Origin of the sequence: Candidatus Poriferisodalis sp., assembly GCF_965204125.1 — a bacterium.
In the GTDB taxonomy this organism is placed as follows: Bacteria; Actinomycetota; Acidimicrobiia; order Acidimicrobiales; family Poriferisodalaceae; genus Poriferisodalis.
Map to the genome: position 1 here is coordinate 850,099 of NZ_OZ241968.1, position 19,320 is coordinate 869,418.

General features: G+C 66.8%; 16 protein-coding genes, 1 tRNA gene and 2 pseudogenes. 6 read left to right on the top strand and 13 right to left on the bottom strand.

Going from position 1 to position 19,320, the window contains the following annotated elements; genetic code table 11:
• Positions 1–56: 56 nt before the first annotated feature.
• On the bottom strand, positions 57–4,997 hold the full coding sequence (locus tag ACOGXD_RS04150) for a DEAD/DEAH box helicase family protein (protein WP_419916660.1): 4,941 nt from the start codon (positions 4,995–4,997) through the stop codon (positions 57–59).
• A 177-nt stretch (positions 4,998–5,174) separates the two neighbouring features.
• Between ACOGXD_RS04150 and ACOGXD_RS04155 the strand changes: the two genes are divergently transcribed.
• The 3 genes from ACOGXD_RS04155 (at position 5,175) to ACOGXD_RS04165 (ending at position 7,907) form a co-directional block, all read left to right on the top strand.
• A complete protein-coding gene (locus ACOGXD_RS04155; RefSeq protein WP_419916661.1) occupies positions 5,175–6,206 on the top strand; it encodes a tyrosine-type recombinase/integrase in 1,032 nt (343 codons plus the stop codon).
• 747 nt (positions 6,207–6,953) lie between these two features.
• Positions 6,954–7,352, top strand: coding sequence for a hypothetical protein (locus ACOGXD_RS04160; protein WP_419916662.1), 399 nt, complete (start codon positions 6,954–6,956; stop codon positions 7,350–7,352).
• Positions 7,353–7,493: 141 nt separating this feature from the next.
• Entirely contained in the window at positions 7,494–7,907 is a 414-nt protein-coding gene (locus ACOGXD_RS04165; protein WP_419916663.1) for an ASCH domain-containing protein, read from the top strand.
• Positions 7,908–7,943: 36 nt separating this feature from the next.
• Here the strand turns inward: ACOGXD_RS04165 and ACOGXD_RS04170 are convergent, their stop codons facing one another.
• The 8 genes and pseudogenes from ACOGXD_RS04170 to ACOGXD_RS04205 all read right to left on the bottom strand — a co-directional run bounded on the left by ACOGXD_RS04170 (position 7,944) and on the right by ACOGXD_RS04205 (position 11,968).
• Positions 7,944–8,354, bottom strand: coding sequence for an HNH endonuclease (locus ACOGXD_RS04170; RefSeq protein WP_419917435.1), 411 nt, complete (start codon positions 8,352–8,354; stop codon positions 7,944–7,946).
• 159 nt (positions 8,355–8,513) lie between these two features.
• Positions 8,514–8,636, bottom strand: a pseudogene (locus ACOGXD_RS04175) (hypothetical protein); the annotation flags it as partial.
• Between the two features lie 20 nt (positions 8,637–8,656).
• Positions 8,657–8,911 (bottom strand): hypothetical protein, encoded by a 255-nt coding sequence (locus ACOGXD_RS04180; RefSeq protein WP_419916664.1) that lies wholly within the window; start codon positions 8,909–8,911, stop codon positions 8,657–8,659.
• Positions 8,912–8,930: 19 nt separating this feature from the next.
• Positions 8,931–10,142, bottom strand: a complete 1,212-nt coding sequence (locus tag ACOGXD_RS04185; protein ID WP_419916665.1) for an XRE family transcriptional regulator — start codon at positions 10,140–10,142, stop codon at positions 8,931–8,933.
• Positions 10,143–10,632: 490 nt separating this feature from the next.
• Positions 10,633–10,866, bottom strand: coding sequence for a type II toxin-antitoxin system HicB family antitoxin (locus ACOGXD_RS04190; protein WP_419916666.1), 234 nt, complete (start codon positions 10,864–10,866; stop codon positions 10,633–10,635).
• A gap of 37 nt (positions 10,867–10,903) precedes the next feature.
• On the bottom strand, positions 10,904–11,323 hold the full coding sequence (locus tag ACOGXD_RS04195) for a CopG family transcriptional regulator (RefSeq protein ID WP_419916667.1): 420 nt from the start codon (positions 11,321–11,323) through the stop codon (positions 10,904–10,906).
• 103 nt (positions 11,324–11,426) lie between these two features.
• Positions 11,427–11,771 carry a type II toxin-antitoxin system HicB family antitoxin gene (locus tag ACOGXD_RS04200; RefSeq protein WP_419916668.1) on the bottom strand — a complete coding sequence of 115 codons (345 nt, stop codon included), beginning with the start codon at positions 11,769–11,771 and terminating at the stop codon, positions 11,427–11,429.
• Positions 11,768–11,968 carry a type II toxin-antitoxin system HicA family toxin gene (locus ACOGXD_RS04205; RefSeq protein ID WP_419916669.1) on the bottom strand — a complete coding sequence of 67 codons (201 nt, stop codon included), beginning with the start codon at positions 11,966–11,968 and terminating at the stop codon, positions 11,768–11,770. Before ACOGXD_RS04205 ends, ACOGXD_RS04200 begins: the two co-directional genes overlap by 4 nt.
• A 305-nt stretch (positions 11,969–12,273) precedes the next feature.
• Between ACOGXD_RS04205 and ACOGXD_RS04210 the strand changes: the two genes are divergently transcribed.
• From ACOGXD_RS04210 to ACOGXD_RS04220, 3 genes are all read left to right on the top strand, one after another.
• Positions 12,274–13,503: a metallophosphoesterase gene (locus ACOGXD_RS04210; protein ID WP_419916670.1), complete on the top strand. Its 1,230-nt coding sequence runs from the start codon at positions 12,274–12,276 to the stop codon at positions 13,501–13,503.
• Positions 13,504–13,749: 246 nt separating this feature from the next.
• Positions 13,750–15,180: a hypothetical protein gene (locus ACOGXD_RS04215; protein WP_419916671.1), complete on the top strand. Its 1,431-nt coding sequence runs from the start codon at positions 13,750–13,752 to the stop codon at positions 15,178–15,180.
• A 118-nt stretch (positions 15,181–15,298) separates the two neighbouring features.
• Positions 15,299–15,371 (top strand) — tRNA-Arg (locus tag ACOGXD_RS04220).
• Between the two features lie 14 nt (positions 15,372–15,385).
• Here the strand turns inward: ACOGXD_RS04220 and ACOGXD_RS04225 are convergent.
• The 4 genes and pseudogenes from ACOGXD_RS04225 to ACOGXD_RS04240 all read right to left on the bottom strand — a co-directional run bounded on the left by ACOGXD_RS04225 (position 15,386) and on the right by ACOGXD_RS04240 (position 19,235).
• The gene (locus ACOGXD_RS04225) at positions 15,386–16,099 is read right to left on the bottom strand and encodes a TetR/AcrR family transcriptional regulator (RefSeq protein ID WP_419916672.1); all 714 of its coding nucleotides are present in this window, start codon (positions 16,097–16,099) and stop codon (positions 15,386–15,388) included.
• Positions 16,096–16,824 (bottom strand): type 1 glutamine amidotransferase domain-containing protein, encoded by a 729-nt coding sequence (locus ACOGXD_RS04230; RefSeq protein ID WP_419917347.1) that lies wholly within the window; start codon positions 16,822–16,824, stop codon positions 16,096–16,098. The genes ACOGXD_RS04225 and ACOGXD_RS04230 overlap by 4 nt, the downstream gene beginning before the upstream one ends.
• Before the next feature lie 195 nt (positions 16,825–17,019).
• A pseudogene (locus ACOGXD_RS04235) lies at positions 17,020–18,795 on the bottom strand (sulfatase-like hydrolase/transferase); the annotation flags it as partial.
• Positions 18,792–19,235, bottom strand: coding sequence for an SRPBCC family protein (locus ACOGXD_RS04240; protein ID WP_419916673.1), 444 nt, complete (start codon positions 19,233–19,235; stop codon positions 18,792–18,794). The pseudogene ACOGXD_RS04235 and the gene ACOGXD_RS04240, both read right to left, overlap by 4 nt.
• Positions 19,236–19,320 lie beyond the last annotated feature (85 nt).

The following is a 19,320-nucleotide window of genomic DNA, read 5'->3' on the forward strand; positions in this document are numbered from 1 at the left end:
AGGGCAACTGTCCATCTGGTGGCAGGAGATCAGCTCATCAGAACGGCCCGTAAGCGTCAGTCGGTGAACTGGCCGTAGGCGAGGCCGCGGACGTGGGGTTCGGCGTGGAGGAGCTTGCGGAGCGCAGCGACCTCGGCCTCGTCCCAGCCGAGGGCGGTGCAGACGGCAGCGTCCCAGAGTTCGCGGACCTCGCACTCACCGTCGCGGAACTGGGGGACGGTCATTCGTCGGGTTGCAGTCCAGCAGGCGACGAGCGTGGACCGGATGTGCTCATCGGTGAGTTCTGGGATTGGAAGTCGATTGGCGGCATCGGCGCTGTACTCCGGGAAGTTCAGCTTGCGACCCGGGTTGCGCATGAGCAGTAATCGCCCAACAGTCGAATTGACATACACAGCCAGCGCCTTGGCCTGGTCGGCCGTGAGGCCAGTGATTGGCATCCAACCGTTGCCTACGTACTTCGTGTCGGAGGCAACGGCAGTGACGCGGCCAGTGCCGGTGTCCTGACCTGCCGTTACGAGTAGGTGCCCGGCCTTGCTCAGAACTGGTGGCTCGCCTACCTTCTCCCACGCCCAGTACTCGTCGGGTGTGCTCTCGATTGATTGCTGTGCATCCGCGCGTTTTGACTTGAGTATCGGGAATGCACGGTCTTCGTGAGACGACGAGGCGACGTAGCCCCCTCTCAGTTGGCGGCCCGTCGAGTGACTCGACAGGCCGTTGCTTCCTAGGGGTGTCAAGGCGTCATCTACTGCGAAGCGTGCTGCGGCTTCCGCGAGCTCGGGCGAACGCCAAATTGCTGCCGTCCAATCGCCTTGCTCAGCCCGCGCAGCCGGCCACTCCGAGATTTCGCCCCAGCCCTCCGCGAGTGCGCCTGCGCTGCGCGCTTGGATGGCGACGAACAAGTCGGCGGCTTCGGCGTCATCGTTGGGGAAGCGGTCGAGCGCGACCACTCTGGTCGGCGACGCGTCACCCTGATTCCGGCGTAATACAAGGATGCTCTCGTTGATGTTGGTGTTCTGACTCAGGTTGATGTTGCCGGGTTGGTGACACGTCAGGATCGTGTGCACGTGGAATCTCTTGGCCAGAACCCGTCGCTCGTGAATTCCTGACGAATTCGCTAGTGCGATAGTCGGGTGTATGAGAACGAGGCTGCCTTCTGTTGCATGCAGGCATTTCTCGGCCAACATCACGAACAATGGTGCCAGCGAGTTCTTGTCGAACATGCTCCCCAACTCCGGATCGGCTGTCACCAATCGCTGTTCGAGGCCGTCAGTTCGGTTGCGCAGGAGTCGTTGAGTCGCGTCCGGGAACTTCTCGCCCATCTTCTCCCGGTTCGTAAACGGCGGATTCATGATCGCGACGCGGGCACCCACGACTGCTCGCGCACCACGCTCGACCTCGGCATCGCTCAGGCTCGCCTTCACCGCCGAACCCTGCGCTGCGCCAACAAACATCTCGAGGTCGGGCGGGGGCACGAGTTCGTCTTCGGCAATCAGCTCTAGCGTCCCGGCGGCGATAGGCACCATCGGGTCAGTGGTCCGCCCGTAGGGCATCCGATAGAGGCCCATCCCGCTGTACTTGATGTCGACGTTGCCAGCGGTGAGCTGCGTCGCGGCAAGCTGCAGTGACACCGGATTGATGTCCATGCCCTTGATGACTTCTTCGACCGCAAGCTTCTGGAGGCGAGCCAAGCTCTTGATCGGCGCGCCTTGTTCATGAGCTCGGCGCTTCATCTCCGTCAGTAACGCAGCCAGCAAGGTGCCGCTGCCGCATGCGAGATCGACCGACTTGTGGGCGCGCCACGTGGCCGGGTCGGTCCAGTCCTGATCACCGCAGGCGTCGAGTGCCAACCGTGCTGCCATGGTGGCTGCGGGCGGGCGCGTGAAGTAGGCACCGTCGGATGCCTGGTTGCCCATGACCTTGTTGAACAGCGGGCCGGCGTGGTCGGCGCCCATGTCGGCATAGGTCTCTGCGATGCGTTCGGCTTCGGCTGCCAAGTGGCGGAGGGCCCGCTCCAAGCCGGCAAGCTTGGCTGTGTCCTCGACGGCGAAGATGGCCTCCTGAGCGGGCTCGATGACCGGCAGGAAGTCTTGGCGGGTGATGCGGTTCCAGTTGCGCTTCAGGCGTTCGATGACGCTTGCATCGTTCTTGACCGCGGCAAGCGGCTCGACATCGCGCAGCCAGCCGCCGGCGGCGATGCGCTGATGCAGCATGGACGCGTTCATCAGCAGTAGCGCCGCAATAGTGCAGCCGTCTGCCTGACCTGAGCGCTTGTCGGCGGCCAGTTGGTCGAGGCCGAAATGTGCGTCCAGCGCTGGCTTCAGACCGTCTTGACGAAGGTGGTGCGCTGCTTCGTTGACGCTCTCCTCGAGAACGTTCAGGTCGCGGCTGACCCTGTCGCGACGCAGGCCCGATTTGGCGAGAAGGTTCACCGTGATGTCGGTGCCGAACTCGCCCTCGATCAGCTCGAGCATCTGCTGGGCGTGCTCTTCCTGCTTCTGCTTCTTGCTCTTGGCGGCCTTCTTCTTCCGCGCTTCCTTCGACGGCACCGGCTTGCCCTCGCCGTCGTTGATCATCTTGCGGGCTTGCTTCTTGGTCCTCTCGGCGTCGACCCGGCCGAGTGTCTCTGTTGCCTTCGGCTTGCTGCGCACGACCGTGTCGTGTCGTAGTTGCAACGTCCCGTCTGTAGTCGGGGCGACGGTGACGATCTGGGTCGGTTCGGTCTCAGGCGTCCAGTCTTCGGGGCGCACCGGTGTCAGGCCGTGCTGCGACAGGGGCGTGTCGGCTGCGGCTGCCTCTTCGATCACCTCGAACACCGCGTCGGTGGGGCCGCGGTGCTCGCCGTAGCGGATGCGGCCGGTCGACGCCGAAGCAACCCCAACCAAGCTGGTGGTCTCCTGATTCCGCTGCGGCGGCGGCACGTACACCTGCAGCATGTCGGCGAGTTCGTCCTCGATGCGGCTGTCGTGCGCCCGCAGAGCCAGCAGGATCTGGCCCAGCTCCGACCAGCCTTCTTCAGGATTGGCCCTGGTCAGCCACCGCTCGGGATCGTCGTTGGGCGGAATGAGGATCGGGCAGATGATGTAGCCGAACTTCTTGCCTGGAGCCGTCCGCATGGCCCGGCCGACGGCCTGCACAACATCAATCGGGCTCTTGCGCGGTTCGAGGAAGGCGACCGCGCTGAGCGACGGCGAGTCGGTGCCCTCGCCGAAGATGCCGACGTTGACGATGCCGTGCGGATTGTCGGCCGTTGCGGCGGCGAGCTTCTGCTTGGCGTTGTCGCGCTTGGCGACGTTGTAGGTGGCGTCGAGATGCTCCAAGGTGAAGTCGGCGGGCTCGGCGCCGTCCATGCGGGTCGCCAGCCAGTCGCGGACTGCGTCGGTCTGCAGGTCCTTCATCATGTTCTTGGACTTGTCGACCGTGTTCATGAAGGCGATGCACGACTCGACCGTGACGTCGTGCTCGCCGCTGGTCCGGGTCGCACCGCCCATCACCAGCACGAGCGCCAGACCACGCAGGTAATCGACCGTAGTGAGCTTGGACTTGCCCTTGGACTCGGTGGTGCGTGCGAGCTCGTTGGCTGCCGCGAACGCCTCGGCGTCGTTGACCCCGAGAGCGATGATCCGGTAGTCCGATAGCCAGCCGTTGCGGACGGCTTCCACATAGCTCTTGCGGTAGAGCTCGACGCCGAAGATCGTCTCGTCGTCCATGGAGCGGACCACGAACTCGGATGCGTCGACCTTGCGGGGCGAGTTGGTGTGGTTATAGATGCGCGGCGTGGCGGTTTGGTAGATGCGGTAGCGGGCCGGGAAGGCCTGCTGGTCGTGGCAGAGCGTGAACTCTTGGAGGCGGTCCTGCTCGTCTGGCTTGCGGTGACGGCGTAGCGCGGCAGTGCGGTGCGCTTCGTCGCAGACGAGCACTTGGACGTCGGTGTCGGCAAGGTCGAGCGCTTTGGCGACGCGGCTGGCGCTCTGGTAGGTGCCGAAGATGACGTTGATGCGCGGGTCGTCGTGGCCCGCGGCGATCCAGTCGGCGATTTCCTGCGGGTCGGTGGTGACGTGACCCTTGACCTCAGTGGCGCTGACGTTGCTGTTGTCCTGGGTGGGGTCGAGCGCCCGTTTGGCGTTGCCTTCCTTCTTCGGGTCGTAGCCGGCGGTTTGATCCGAGCACACGGCCATCGCCCGGATGTCCGATTCTGCGTTCTGGAGGAATTCGCGTCGCAGCTGAGCGACAAGTGCGATCGACGGGCAGAGCACTACCGAGAGCTGGCCTGCCTCGGTGAGCTGTTCGACTATCCGCAGTGCGATGCGGGTCTTGCCGGCGCCGCACGGCAGGATGATCCGGCCCCTGGCCTGTCCCTTGGGCAGCCCGCCCGAGTCGGTCTCGGCGTGTTCTTGCAGGATGCGGACGCTGTGCTCTACCGCTTCTCGCTGCATGCTGGTGCGGGTCTGTGGGACTCCTGGGTCGTCGCTGTGAGGACTGTCGTCGTCGGCCGGGTCGGTTGCGTCGGCGACGGTTTCGGCAGTGAGATCCGCTGCCAGATTCACCAGCTTGATCGGCTTACCGCTGACCTCGATTGCGCTCTCGGCGTTGGTGCTTATGGGGTTGGCGCCATTGGTGACTAGCCAACGCTCGGCGAAGAGATCGTTAGCAGCCGGGTGCGAGAACTTTGAAATCTCGCCCTTTTCGATATCCGCTCCTGTTCCGTCGGGATTGAGCTTGCGGGCCTTGCACTGAACGGCAATCGGTCGGTCGTCGGATCGCCGGTGCGCCACGAGGTCGATTCCGATGTCCTGCTTGGTGGTGTTGGGGAAGTGCTCTTGCCGGGATGGCCATTCGGCCCACGGGTAACAGACCTCAACATCCCAGTCCGCCAAGAACGGGGCCACCTCGACAGTGAGATCTTCCAGCCACGTCCCGTCGGTCGATTGGGGTGAGTATTCCTCCAGCGTGTCGGCGGCACGTTCGAGCACGTCAGCCCGGTCAGGATCGCCGGTCATGCCGATTCGACCCCTGGTGCGGGGCCTTGGACTGGCTTCGGCGCCGTCCGCGTCAACCGCAGTGTGAAATTGCCGTTATCCCCTAAGTTCTGCCGTTCGTATGACTACCTGCAGGTGTGTGGGCGCTGCATGCCGCCAGTGCCGGTCACGACGATCGTGCGCTCGCGGTATCTGCCCATGACAACGCCCCGTGGGCGAGTCTCTGACACGGAGCTTGTGGTCGCGGACCTGCCGGAATCGTCGGTCGAAGCCGTCCTGCGCACCGAATCCGACGCGCAGAACCTGAACGGGCTCTCCCGCCACGAGGTCACCCACAACACGATCCGCTGCTACCGAAGCCAATGGCGGAGCTTCGTCGCCTGGGCCACCACTCGCAGAATCCCAGCAGCCCCCGCCAAGCCCGAGCACGTCGCCGCCTACCTGGCCGAGCGCTTCGAGCAGCACGGCCACAAGCCCGCCACGCTGCGCGTCGCCGCCGCTGCGATCGCCTACGTCCACAGCAGCTGCGGCCTCCCCAACCCGTGCAGCCATCAAGATGTCAAGCGAACCCTCAGGGGAGCGACCCGGGTGGCCGGCAAGGCGCAGAAGCAGGCCAAGGGCCTCACCGCAGATGCACTCGACGCCATCGAAGCCATCGCCTGCCGGCCACGCCTCGGCAAGAACGGCAGGCGAGAGAGCGCACAGGCCGCCGCCAGGCGAGGCAGCGTCGACATCGCTCTCGTGAGGCTCATGCGCGACGCGCTGCTGCGGGTCTCCGAATGCGCTGCGCTGACCTGGAGCGACATCGAGACGGCGCCCGACGGCAGCGGGCGGCTGCTGATCCGGCGCTCGAAGACCGACCCCGACGGCGAGGGCGCCGTGCTGTTCGTGTCGCCGCAGACCATGGCGGCCCTTGCGTCGATCCGCAACGGCGCCCCAGCGGAACTCCGGGTGTTCGAGCTCAGCCCCAATCAGATCTCGCTGCGGATCAAGAAGGCAGCCGTGGCGGCCGGCCTGGGCGACGGCTTCAGCGGGCACTCGCCGCGTGTCGGCATGGCTCAGGACCTCGCACGGATCGGCGTCGAGCTGCCCAGCCTGATGACCGCGGGACGGTGGCGTTCCCCAACGATGCCCGCCCACTACACCCGCAACGAGACCGCCGACCGGGGCGCAGTGGCGCAGTTCTACAGCCACGTGCAGAGCTCCCGCCAGCCGCCTCGGACGGCCTGATCCACACGGCGCGGCTCGGTCTCAGACGGCCCTCGGCAGCGTTGGTACTCTGCGGAACCGGCCTGCCAGGGGGACACAAGGTGAGGGATAACGGCAATTGTCCCCGCTGCGATCTTGACCGTGCGAGGGCACCGAAACAAGCCCTCAATGGGCGTTTTTCTTGATGATTTGGCCCGCATTCGACCGAGAGATTTGACCGCTTCTCATCGCTCCAACACCCCGGGTGCGCATACGCCTTCGACCTCGCTGAACGCGGTATTCGAGCTCCGGGCCGATAGCACTCGACACCCGCCACACCAGCCAAACCGGCAGCGGGTGCCGCGCCCCGTACCGCTCGGCTGAACGGTCGGATCGCGCGGGCCGTTGGCCGCAAGGCGCGGCGCGGCGACACGTCTCTGGAGTTCGGAAGATGTCGTCACACCCAGAGCCAGACCCAAGCCCGAACTGCTGACCCCAACATCATGACTGTCACACCTCCTCCATACGGTGCGCGACATGCCATCGTTCTTGCAGTCTTGGGTATATGACCAATGGGTCTTCAACGCGGCCATCGTCACCCTGCCCGCCTGGTGCGCCATGGCGATTCCCGCGGGTCGGAGTCGTCATGGGCCGGTTCGAGGCAGCCCTGGCTATCGGAAGCCCCTGAGACCGTCACACTTGAGGCTTGTCGGCGTATGGGGCAATCGGGTGCTAGGGCGACTCGACTTAGTCGCCCTACCGTTGTTGTCGATTCTCGGAGCAGCACTAGTGGCACTTGCCTTCATGCACGGCGAGCTACGTGATGCGTTCGACGCTCGCACATCTCCGCTCGACTCCATGGACTTGTCCGGCGTGGTCGATGCAGTCCGCTGGACACTCCGAATGGTCTTCATCGCAACGACCGGGCTTCTCGCCTGGGCTGTCGCTCTCACCCTCAGACCGAGTGCGAGACGCTGGATGGTGGGGCTTCGACGGCTGCCTGGCCTCGGCGACTACTCCATCGAAGCCCGCAAGCCCCGGTTTCTCGAGTTGCAAGCCATCCTGGCTTGGTTCGCCGCCGTCACTGCGTCCGTCTCAGCCGTAACCGTCATTGTGATGACCCCGGTCCTCGCTGACGCACTATTCGCGGTACTTGACCTCCCTCTCAACACTCCCAGCATCCAATGAGTCGAGACATCATCAAGAGAGGTGCGGTTCGGCATCGCACTAGGCCCGGTTCGGGCCCTGTGGAACTGATTGTTGACCCGGTTGTGCCTCATCCAGGGGTCCGGTCAAACGAGAGCGCGCGCACGACACGGACCGCAGCCCATGACTGAGCGCTTGGTCGATCCTGCACGAGCGCTGGTGCTCTCGCTGAAGCCGAGGTTTGCTGAAGCGATCTTGGCCGGCACCAAAGCGGCCGAAGTGCGGCGGGTTATGCCGCGCATCACCGTCTCGACGCTGGCGCTGCTGTACGCATCGGGCAGCGCGCGGGCGCTTGTCGGCACATGCGTGGTCCGAAGCGTCGCCCGGTACCCAGCCGACGAGCTGTGGCGACTGCACGGCGCCGACACTGAGCTATTGCGCACCGAATTCGACGCCTATCTCCAAGGCCGAGACAGCGCCGAGCCGCTTGCCGCCCCGATATCGCTGCACACACTTCGACAGGCTCACGGCTTCCGCCCGCCCCAGAGCTTCGCCTATGTGAGCCACGCCCAGCGCAGGAGACTGCTGGCGGCGTAGATACCTGCCACGCAGAACTGCGAAGGCCGGACGTTCCTATACGTCGTCCTTTGGCGGCAGCATCAGCACCCGGTCGTCCTTGGCCTTGGCGACGACGAGCCGGGGCATGCTCGGGTGCCTCCATCTGCGGATCTCGGGTGTGTTGCCCTTGTACTTGTTGCACCGTGGGTGGGCTGCTTGGAGGTTCTCCATGCCGTGCAGAACGCTCGTGTAGTACGTGCCCTGCTGTGCCTCGCCTTCAGCGGTGAGCTCGAACACCGCGAACCGTTTCGGGACCACGTGCTCGACTTGGGCCCCTTTCAGCTTCATGGTGCCGCCGCACAGCCCGCAGCGCTCCCCGTCACGAATGTGCAGGTATTCGAGCACCTTGCGACGATGCTTGGGATTCCAGCGGTCCGTCGCATCGGGCTCGTCTGCTTCGAGGCTCCAGCGCCAGATGCCGTCCATCGCAGCGACGGCCTTCCGCAGCAGCCCCTTCTGCGGTGCGGGAGGCGGGCTGCTGAACGGACAGATTTGGTCGCTTCGGTCAGCAGTCAGAGGCTCCTCTGGCGCTGATTCCTCGATCGGCACAATCGACCTGCACTTCGGGAACCTCGAACAGCCCCAGAACTGGCTCCCCGCGTTCTCGCCCCGCTTCGCGACCCGGCGCACCATCGCCGCACCGCACTTCGGGCACGACAGCTCGACGGAGTCCGCGGAAGCAGAGAGGTCGACACGTTTCGATGTCATGCATGGCCTCTCGGCGCTGGTCAGGGGCCCGGCTCGAAGTAGTCGACACGAATCTGACCGTCGTGCACAGGCCGAAGCCAGCGATCCGCCGCTGCCATGTCGTCTGCGATGTCGACCGCATCCTGGGCCGTGATAATGGCCTGCTCGACGGCGCTGCGCAGGATCTCGACGGTGTCGATCACCCTTGAGGGCCCGAGTGCCGGACGGCGAGTAGCGAACTGATAGGCCGCGTTGTCATCGGTAGCGAGCATCCCGTCGTGTTTCTCGGCGAGCACGATGCTCTGTGCTTCACCTCTAAGCGGCTACGGGATCGGCGTCGTACGCCCGCCTCACGACGTCGGGCGAGTCCTTGGGCGTCGAGTAGTCCTCGGTGATGGCGCCCGCCGTCTCCCACGCCTTGCTCAGTTTCTCGACGAGCTCGTCGGTCTCCACATCGAGCAGTCCTGCCAGCGGCGCTGCGCTGATGGTCCCGTCCCAGATTCCGCTGATGCAGCGGGTGGTGAGATGATGCGGCGGCTTTCGGGGCGGCCGCTCGCGGGCCGCCAGCAGCATTGCCGATTCCTCGGTGTCACCGAGCGCCCGGAGCAGGCCGTGGAGCCCGGCGTTCTTGAGCGCATCACGCCCGGCGGCATTGATGACCTGCAAGTTGTGCAGCCTGTAAATCAGCGACTCGAAGCTCACCCCGAAGGACAGGATCATCATCGCCAAGCACTTGGCATCGCGCCCGTGTTCCTCGATCAACGAATTGATGCCCCGCTCAGGCATCAGCAACGCTGCGGCGAAGGCATTTGCCAGCCGTTCTTCGTCGTTGTTGCCCCTGAGATCCTCGTCGATCTTGATCTCAGAGCCATCGGCAGCGAGCACATGGCCGAGTTCATGCGCCAACGTGAACATTGCTCGAGGTCGAATCACGTCTGCGTTGATGAGGATGAAGGGAAACTCGGGGTCTGTCAGCGACATTCCCAACGGCCCGTCTTCGCCCAAGGACTCAACCATGACGTCTACGCCGAACTGGTACTCAATCGCCGTTGCGAGGGATGCAAATCGGTCCGCTTCTGACGGACCGCTTGTCAGATCACCGAGGCGCTGGCCGGCCCATTCGGCCAACTGATTCGCCCGATCCAACCACCGCCCGTCGTCGCCGTCCGGGACGCTCGCAACGGCCGGCTGGGCCTCGTGGCCGCCGTCGTGGAGCACGTGATGAATCTCCGCGAGCGCGATCAGCCTTCGGTGCGCCTCTCGTGCAGACACGGTCGCGTCTCCGACGCGAGGGGCAACAGCGAGTCGGCCGAGCAACGAATCCGGCTCCAGAAGCGCCAGCTCTGATACGCCGACAAGATCGGCGAAGGTCGTGAGCTCGGCGTCACCGATGTCGAGAGCGCCGCGCTCGATGGCAGTCAACTTCTCGGCCGTCAAACCGAGCGCACCGGCCACATCATCGAGCGGCGCCCCGGCTTCAATCCGCAGCTGCTGCACCCGACGGCCGATGTCGGCCGTTTCCCCCATCACCCTCAAGTATCGGATGCTTGGGCCTGCCCTGCAAGAGCCACGGTGCGGGCGAGGGGTGCCGTCGCACGTCGAGACGTGCCGCAGCGATGCAGGCGAGAAGGCGCTTTGGAGTCGTGCGCGCAAGCGAGAGCCGGTGCGAAGAGCCTGATGTCGGGTGACTCTACGAGATCGGCTCGACCCCGACGCACGGTGCGCTCAGCTCCGCATGCGCCACCAATGTCGGGGACCTCCAACTCTGGCGGGCCGGTAAGCCCACAACAAGACGACTGAACCCCGGAAGCCGCTCAAGAGCGACCCCTCGGGGTTGTCGCACGCCACGATAGGTGAACCGCCCGCTTGATGGCAACGCATCCGACGCGCAGAACGGGAGGTCGGCCCGCCTGAAGTCGGCTCTGGGCCGAGTGCTCAGGTTTCCCTGCGCAGGCGGTGGGCTCCGCGCCTCCCGTCGACCGTCACCATAGCGACGAGGGTGTGGGGCATCTCGCCGTCAGGTCAGTGCCCCGGCGCCGCCCTGATCCTGTACATGCACGTCGATCGGGCCCACGTCGGCGGGATCGATGTCGAGCATCATGGCGATGGCCTCACGAGCGGCCGCCGGCACCTCGTCGAGCTGTCTCGCTTGGGAGAACACACCTCGAAGCGACGGAACCGCTATCGCCCACCACTCGCCGGACTGTACGACTTCGACGCGATGTCCCAAGGTGGCTACGTCAGGATTCATAGCTCAAGCATCTTGACAGTCTCACCGAGCAGCCACCTCACACCGACAGCAGGCGCTGGCGGCGTTCAGCCAGTGCCCGAAGCTCTTCGTAGGCCCTGGCATCGGCGGCGATGCGGCTGTCGATCTCGTCCGGGAAGAGGGCGTAGTAATCGGCCGCTAGACCGATCAGCTCGGGTGCCAGCCCCGTTTCCTCGGATACCAGACGGATCGGATCATCTTCGGCGCTGTGCCGCTTGAGGTCGCGCACGATCTCCCACACGTCGGGCCCTCTGGCCAGCCCGGCGCGACGCCCGGTCGGCCCGTCACGAAACACGATGCCGGGAAACCGTCTCATCTTGAGACCCTCGTCGATCAAGACGACCGCAAGCGAGGAGGGCGCGCTCGCGATCCGCCGGCTCTCGTCGTTAAGGCGTGCGCGCACCTCGTCTGGCAGCCGGAGCGAAGTCGGATGGCTCATCGCGATCTCCCGAGTGTGGTGCGCTACACCGTAGTGTGCCGGGCTACGCGGCGACTTCGGCGAGGAGTTGGGTTGTCTCAGACTCGAGGGTTCCCGGACGACGTCAGCCAGCGAGCGCCGCTTGAGGAGTCGGGATCTCGACCTCGACCGTTTCGAAATGGGTCGGCACAGTCTCGGCACCACCGCCGAACTCGGCGTAGGAGCTGAGCACGTCCTCGGGAACGGGCCCACTGTGGTGCGCAACGGCATCGTCGATGTCCGTCGTCGGAGGCGGGGGCAGTTCGCCATCCGCCATCATCGCTTCGAGATGGAAGGCGAGCGCCTCCTGGATCATCTCCAGCGCTTCTTCCCGGGTCTTGCCGGTGCTGACGCAGCCTGGGACATCGGGCACGCAAACGCTGAAGTTGTTCGGCAGCTCCTCGAGCGTGACCACGTAGGTCAACTTCATCGGATTCGCCTCCTCAGACCCGCTTGAGCCAAGATGCTCGCCCAGAGCTTCGGGCCTACATTCTCCCTCAGTTTGCCGGGGATCGTGACCGTGCCAGGTTTGTCGGGATGTCGAAACTGGCGGTGGCTGCCTCGTGTCCGCGCAAGGATCCAGCCGTCACGTTCAACGAGCCGTATCGCGTCGCGCACCGTTGGCATGCCTCGCTCCGTGCTGCCGACCGAGACAGGTGCCCGGCGGCAGCGGGCGCAGCCTCGCACCGTCCCTGACGCGAGACCAGCGATTTTCTCGACGGCCAGCAAGTCGGCTACTCAGCTCGCCAGCTCACAAAACGCACCGAGACTTGCCACATAGGTTTCCGCAACGGTTGGAGTTGTGCACAACGTTTCCGCAATGTGCACAAAATGGCCTGCTGCCGCCGTCTCGCTGCCTTTGCGTCGCGTCGAGCAGCCACCTCGCGAGCTGCTCCCGGGGCGCGACTGTGACACCCTGCTGAGGCGGGGTGGTGTGGCCGGTGCTTCTGAACTACTACTGCGTTGCGGCGGCTGTGCTGGTGGGGGCTGTTGCGGGCGGCTTGGCGGTGCGGTGGCTGCGTGCTGCGGGCGATGGCCTGGGCGTGGGCGGCTGGCGGGTGGTGGGGCGTGCTGCGGGCGTGGGATTCGTGGGCACGGTGGTGCTGGCTGGCGGGGGGCTGCTCATCACCGGGGTGGACGGGTTCACGCTGATCCATGTGGCCTATGTGGTGGGGACCGTGGGGGTGCCGCTGGCCGGCGGGATCGTGCTGGTGGGGGCCCGGCCTCGGCCGCGGGTGGTCACTGCGGTGTGTGTGCTGGCGCTGGCTGCCGTGCCGGTCGGCGTTTATGCGACCTATGTGGAGCCGTTCTGGCTGAGGGTGGACCGGGTGGAGCTGGCGGTGCCGGCGATGGGGGCGATTGGGGCGGCGGACGGCGTCGTTGGCGTGGACAGTGTCGATGATGTGGGCGGCGTCGATGAGCGGATCCGGATCGGCGTGCTGGCCGACCTGCAGACCACGGGCGTCGGCGACTACGAGCGGGATGCGGTGGAGCGCCTGCTGGGGTTCGGGCCCGATGTGGTGGTGCTGCCCGGCGATCTGTACCAGTTCGACGCTGCTGTGTTCGACGAGCGGGCGCCGGGGTTTGCTCGGCTGATCGAGCGGATTGTCGGGGAGGTGCCGCACGTGTACCTGGTGAGCGGCAACACCGACACCGTGGCGGGGCTGCGGCAGATCGTCGGGGGGTCGGGCGCACGGGTGCTCGACAACGAGATCGACACGTTCGAGATGCGGGGCGTGCCGGTGAGGGTGGGCGGCACGACGCTGTTCGGCGACGAGGCGGTGGCTCGGCGGATGGCGGTGCGGCTGGCTGGTGGCGGGCTAGGTGCGGGCGGTGCGGACGGGGCGGGCGTGGTGCGGATCCTGATCGGGCACAAGCCCGACGCCATCGAGCTGGTGCGAGCGACGCCCGTCGATCTCGTGATCGCCGGTCACACGCACGGCGGGCAGGTGTCGTTACCGTTGCTGGGGCCTCCGCTGACGCTGACGAACGTGCCCCGGCACATTGCGGCCGGCGGGCTGCACGAGCTGCACGGCACGCCGATCTACGTGTCGACCGGCGTGGGGCGTGAGCGAGGCAACGCCCCGCAGCTGCGATTGGGTGTGCGGCCGTCGATCGGGATCATCGACCTGGTGCCCAGCGGCGGCGGCGAGCTTGGGTGAGCTCCGGCGACTGTCCGTCGGCGAACGGCCGCTGGCGGTCGTCGGCGGTCGGGCCTCAGCGCCGTTGGAGGCAGAGAGAGCGACGCCTCCGGCGGGATTGGCCTGCTCGCAGGGATAGCTGGCCTTCACGACACGATGCTGGCGGCGGCGAGCGGGAGGCGTCGAACCGGCCAGCGGCTCATTCCGACTCCGCTGCGGCTGCACGCTTCCCGATACGTGTAACACCCCGTTCGTACGGTTGTTCCCATGTTGAGGGATGGTTCTGAGGGGGCCAGGCGCAGCGACGACGCCGGCGCTCTCGGCGCTGATGCCAGCCACCCCAACACCGAACGCAGCGCTGCGGTCACCCAGGCCAGTCCCACCGGCGACCAACGAGCCAGCGGTGGCCAGGCCACCCCTCACACGTCAGGACCGCTGTCACTGATCCGGTTGAGCGCTGCGGCGCTGGCGGGGCTCAAGCGGGATGAGCTGTTGAGCGTGCTGAGCGACATCGAGCGGCTGGCGAATCGGTTGGCTGGGTATCGGGCCGAGGTGCTGGGCGCGCTTGAGGTGCTGAACGAGTCGGGTGTGGCGCCCGATGCGAGCCCGCATCTGTCGCTGCGCGACGCGGCGGGGGTGTCCGAGCGTGACGCCCGCCGGATGCTTCGTGCAGCGGAGAAGGCTCGCGAGCACGACACGGTGCTGGAGGCGCTGTCAGAGGGCGACATCAACGCCGCACAGGCCGAGACGCTGTGCGACGCACGTGTGCCCGACCCGGTGCGGGCCGAACTGGTCGCGGCCGCGGCCGGCGAGGACACCGACGCCACCCGCCGCCGGGTGCAGCGCGCCGAGACCGAGCACTCGGTCGAGACGCCGATAGAGCGATTCGAGCGTCAGCGGGCGGCCCGTGGCGCGGGGTGGCGGCGAGATCACGAGGGGATGCTGCGGCTGTGGGCCAAGTTCGACCCCGACACCGGCGCTCACGTCGAGGCCGCGCTCGAGGCGCTGTGCCGCGAGTACTGGATCGACGACAAGCAAGTACGCAGCGGGCGGCGCACCCCTGCCCAGCGAGACGCCGACGTGCTCGCGTATGCGCTGGCAGGCCTCACCTACACCGATGCCGATGCAGCGGCCGTCCGCCGGCTGCACGCCCGTGCCAGTGCCCGCAGCGACAACCTGCCGGACGAATCCCGTGACCCGTCGAGACAGCTGCCGCCGGCGCAGATCAGCGTGCTGATCGGTCTCGATGCGCTTCGAGGGCAAACCGATGAGATGGGCCTGACTGATGCCGGGGTCGAACTGCCGCCCGAGGTCGTGCGACGCATGGCCTGTGATGCGGAGATCATCCCCATCATCCTGGGCACCCCAGGCGGCTCAGCCGACGCGGGCCGGTTGCGCCGCGCTGTGTCACTGCGGCTGCGGCGATTGCTGGTTGCACGCGATCGTCACTGCCGCTGGCCCGGCTGTCACGAACCGCCATCACGCTGCGATGCGCACCACATCTGGCACTGGATCGACGGAGGGCCCACCGATCTCGACAACCTGGTGCTGCTGTGCCACCGGCACCACCACTTCCTTCACCAGCACGGCTACCGGATGGTCCCCCAGCCCGACGGCACATGGGCCACCGTCCAAGAATCAGACCCCAAGTCGACGCCCACTCCACGGCGGGGCAAGCGGCAAGCACGAGCCCCCTAAACCCCACCGGGGCCTCGGGCCCGTGAACCCGACGTTGGCCGCCCCGCCCCGCGCCTCAGCGCAGTGACACCCCGAGTCCGGTGGCCCAGGGCCAGCAGTACATTTCGAGGGAGTCCCCGCCCTCGTAGCTCAGGGGATAGAGCGTCGGTTTCCTAAACCGTGCGTCGCAGGTTCGAATCCTGCCGAGGGCGCATGGACGGCCGGTTCAGGCGAGAAGCGTGTTCAGGGTCGAGGTGAGTACAGCCTTGGTCTCGGCGGCAGAAAGGCCGCGGTGGCGGCGGAGGTAGTCGATCGAGTCGAGCTGGGTCAGCAGGTCGCCTGCCGCGAGCACTGCGTCGCCGTCTGCCGCTGTGCCTGACGTCGGCGTATCGGTCTCAGGCCGAGGCGAGCGCGACGCCGACTCGGGGCCGTCGGTCCCCGAGTCAGGCGTGCGGGCTTCGAGTTCGGGGGCGAACTGGAGCTTGAACTGCTGACGCATCTCGTCGCGGGCCGTGGCGAGCTGCTCGCCGATGCGGGGCAGCCGGTGGGCATGCGCCAAGGTCGCCCGATATTCCGGGCCGACCGAGTCGTACAAGCGCAGGCGCATCGTCACGAAGTCGTCGATGCGGCCCTCCAGCGGACCCTGGCCGATGGCGTGCAGGCGTGTGAGGGGAGCGGTGCGCTCACGGTTGCGCCTGATCGTGGCTTCGAGCAGCTCGCCCGGATCGGCGAAGTACCGGTACAGCGAGCGCAACGACAGTCCTGATCGGGCCGCCGCCTGCTCCATGGTCGGGAAAAGCGACTCCTCGGCGAACATCTCGAGCACCACGTCGAGCACCGCATTGATGTTCCGCTCCCGCCGAGCCACCCGTCCGTCGGTCTGCGTCGTCTCATCAGGCGCAGGACCGGCCTCCACGCCCGGCGGCACCCGGTCAGTCATGACATGAGTCTCAGCATCTCGCGGGCCACCATCGGGGCGGCGTTCTGGTTCTGACCGGTCACGAGGTTGCCGTCGACCACCCAGTGGTTGGCCAAAGCATCGCGGGACCGGGTCACGCTCTCGAACAGGGCGCCGGCCTTGCGCAGCTCGGTCTCGGGATGCTGCGGCGTGGCGGTGATGCGCAGCTCCCGGACTTGCTTGTCGGTTACCCCGGTCACCCTGCGGCCCGCCACCAGCGGGCTGCCGTCGGCGGCCTTCGCCTTGAGCAGCCCGAGCGGGCCGTGGCAGACGCCGCCGATCACGCTGCCGTGCTGGTTGGCCTCGGTGATCTTGCGGCCGAGCTCCTCGGAGAACCCCAAGTCGAACGCAGCACCCCAGCCGCCCGCCAGGAAGACGATCGAGTAGGCGGCGACGTCGACTTCGCCGATGGCGAGCGAGTTGTTCACCTTGGCCTTGAAGTCGTCGTCGGCCAGGAAGCGGTCGCAGGCCGCAGTGCGCAGAGGGGCACGCACCGACTGGGGATCCACCGGGATGACTCCCCCATTGGGACTGGCTAGGTCCACCGACATGCCCGCATCGGCGAAGGCGTAGTACGGCACGGTCATCTCGCTGGCGAACACACCGGTCGGCTTGCCGATGTCGAGCACGCCATGGTTCGTCGCCACGATCAGCGCCCGTCGCCCGTGCAGGTCGGCGTCAATCGTCTCGGTGTCGTCCGGGTGCATGCCGAGCCGCTGCAGCACCTTGCGTATGGCACGAGCGGGCGGTGGCACCTTCTTCGAAGCAGACTTCGTGGCGACAGCCGATGACGCGAGCCCCCCCTGGTTGCTCGACCCCGTGCGGTCCTGCGTCGAAGCCGAATCTGTGGCGTCTGTCGACGAGGACGACGCAGTCCGGCTATCCGGCGCAAGGCGATTCCGCCTTGAAGCGGAACCCGTCGTGGCTGGGAGCGGGCTGGGCGTTCGGGTGGCGTAGGGCCATGGCTGGTTGCGTTCGGGCACGGCCCGGGCTCGTTCGACGGCCAAGCGCTGCTCCAGCTCGGCGAACACCTCCTGCGCGCTCGGGTCTGCCCAGCGGTTGTGCGCCTCGATCGGGTCGGCGTCGAGGTCGTAGAGCTCCCACTGATCGGGCAGCGGCTCGGTGCGGTACACCTCTCCCGCAGGGCCGTCGGCCGCGAGGTGCCGCACGCCCGGCTCGGTCCACGTGGCCGGATCGTCGAACGTGCGCACGATCTTCCACAGGTGACCCGTGTCAACGCGGCAGACGAGGCTCTCGAAATTGGCACCCACATGGGCTGGCACTTGGATGCGCAGCGGCGGCGGCGTCCTGCCCATCCGGCGGGCCATCCCGCTGGCCCCCGAGTCGCCCTCGGGCATGTTGTCGCGTGTCATCAGATAGACGGCGCGGTCGCGGTCGGGCTCGGCGTTGCCGTCGACTACATCCATCAAGTCGCGCCCGGGCAGCGGATGCACCTCGGTGTGGCTGGCGCGCAGCTCCTCGGCCGCCGACGCCGCATCGATCCCCGCCGCCGACAGCAGCGTCGGCACCAGATCGACGTGCGACGTTGGCGCATCGACAGCCCGGCCAGCCGTCGCCTTCGAGCCCACCCGGGCGATCACGAACGGCACACGCGTCGCCTCGTCATACAGGTTGAACCACTTCTGATGCAGCCCGCCGTGGGCGCCCAACAGTTCTCCATGGTCCGACGTGCGCACCAGCACTGCGTCAGACGATCCGCCCTCTGTCACTGCACGGCGCACCCGGTCGAGCGGGCCGTCGACCTCGGCGTGGAGCCGGTAGTACAGACTGCGGTACTCGGCCGCATGGTTGCGATACACCCGCTCGACCGCCGGCGCCAGCCCGTAGGTAGTCGGGTACGACGCCCGGTAGGCGATCTGCGCTGCGGGCTTGGTGGACAGATCCTCGTCGTCGGTCGGCGACGCCGGGATCGGCGGCGGTTCGGCAGCAGTCAACGAGATCTCGCCCCTGCCGCGGCGCAACCACGCCGGGCCGAGCCACACCGGGGCGAACACGATGTCATGGGGGTTGACGAAGCTGGCCACCAGCAGGAACGGCCGCAGCGCCGCCGCCTCGCCCGCCCGCCGGCGTGCGTACCGGTCTTCCAGCCACGCCACCACCCGGTCGGCGAACAGGGGGTCGCGCACGAGGCCGCTGTTGGCCAGCGCGGCGCCATGCGGCTCAGGCCCGATCCAGCCGGAGAAGCCGAACTCGTCGAGCGGGTCGGCGTCGAGGTACGCCCGCTCGGCGTCGGTGTCGACTACACCCTCGTCGTCGTTGGTTGCCAGCGGGACGCCCGCAGCGTCGACCAGGTCGGCGTGGCTCATATGCCACTTGCCTTGGTAGTGCGTGTCGTAGCCGCCGGCGCGGAACCAGTGGCCCAGCGTGGGCACCTCGCCGGGCCGCAGCCAACGCATCCGGCTGTCGTCGGCCATCTTGCCGAGACCATTCGTCTGGGTGACGCCGTGCACGTCGGGGTACTGGCCGGTGAACAGCGTGGGCCGGCTCGGCACGCAGGCCAGCGATCCGGTGTAGTGGCGCCCGAACGACACGCCATGCTCTGTGAACCATGCGACGCCCAGACTCTTGCGCCACGCACTGACCTCGGCCGGCTCGTAGGGAGGCGCGGCCCGCTCCTGGTCGGTCATCAGGATCACGACGTCGGGCCGAGCGTTCATCGGGCGGCCTTTCGCAGGTGATCGTCGAGGCCGTGCAGCATCTGGTTCGACACCTTCGAGAGCTGGCGGCTCAGCACCTTTGCTGCCAACTGCTGCGGCGGGCGCGGCCCGACATCCACCGAGCTGGTCAGCGTGATCTGCGTCGAGCCGTCCCCGTCGTCGAGCTGCCAGGTGTTGCGCAGCGATCGGACCGGCGGCGGCAGTCCTTCCACGACGTAGCTGAGCCGCTCGCCGTCAACCCACTCGATTACCCGTTCGACGAGGGTCCTGCGGCCGGACTGGATGCGCCGCACCGTTCCCACACCTTCCCGCTGGGCACTCAGCAGGCACGAATGATCCACGATGGGAGCCCAGCGAACGTTCTCGCCGAAGTCCGCCAGCACCGCCCACACCTCTGCCGAAGGCGCCGGTATGACCAGCGTGGCCGTGGTGTCGCTCACGCCGGCCACCCTAGCCCCGGCGCCATCAATTGTCGTGAGAACTGGCACTTGTTTCGCCCCGTGCGGCGCTGACACATTGCTCGGG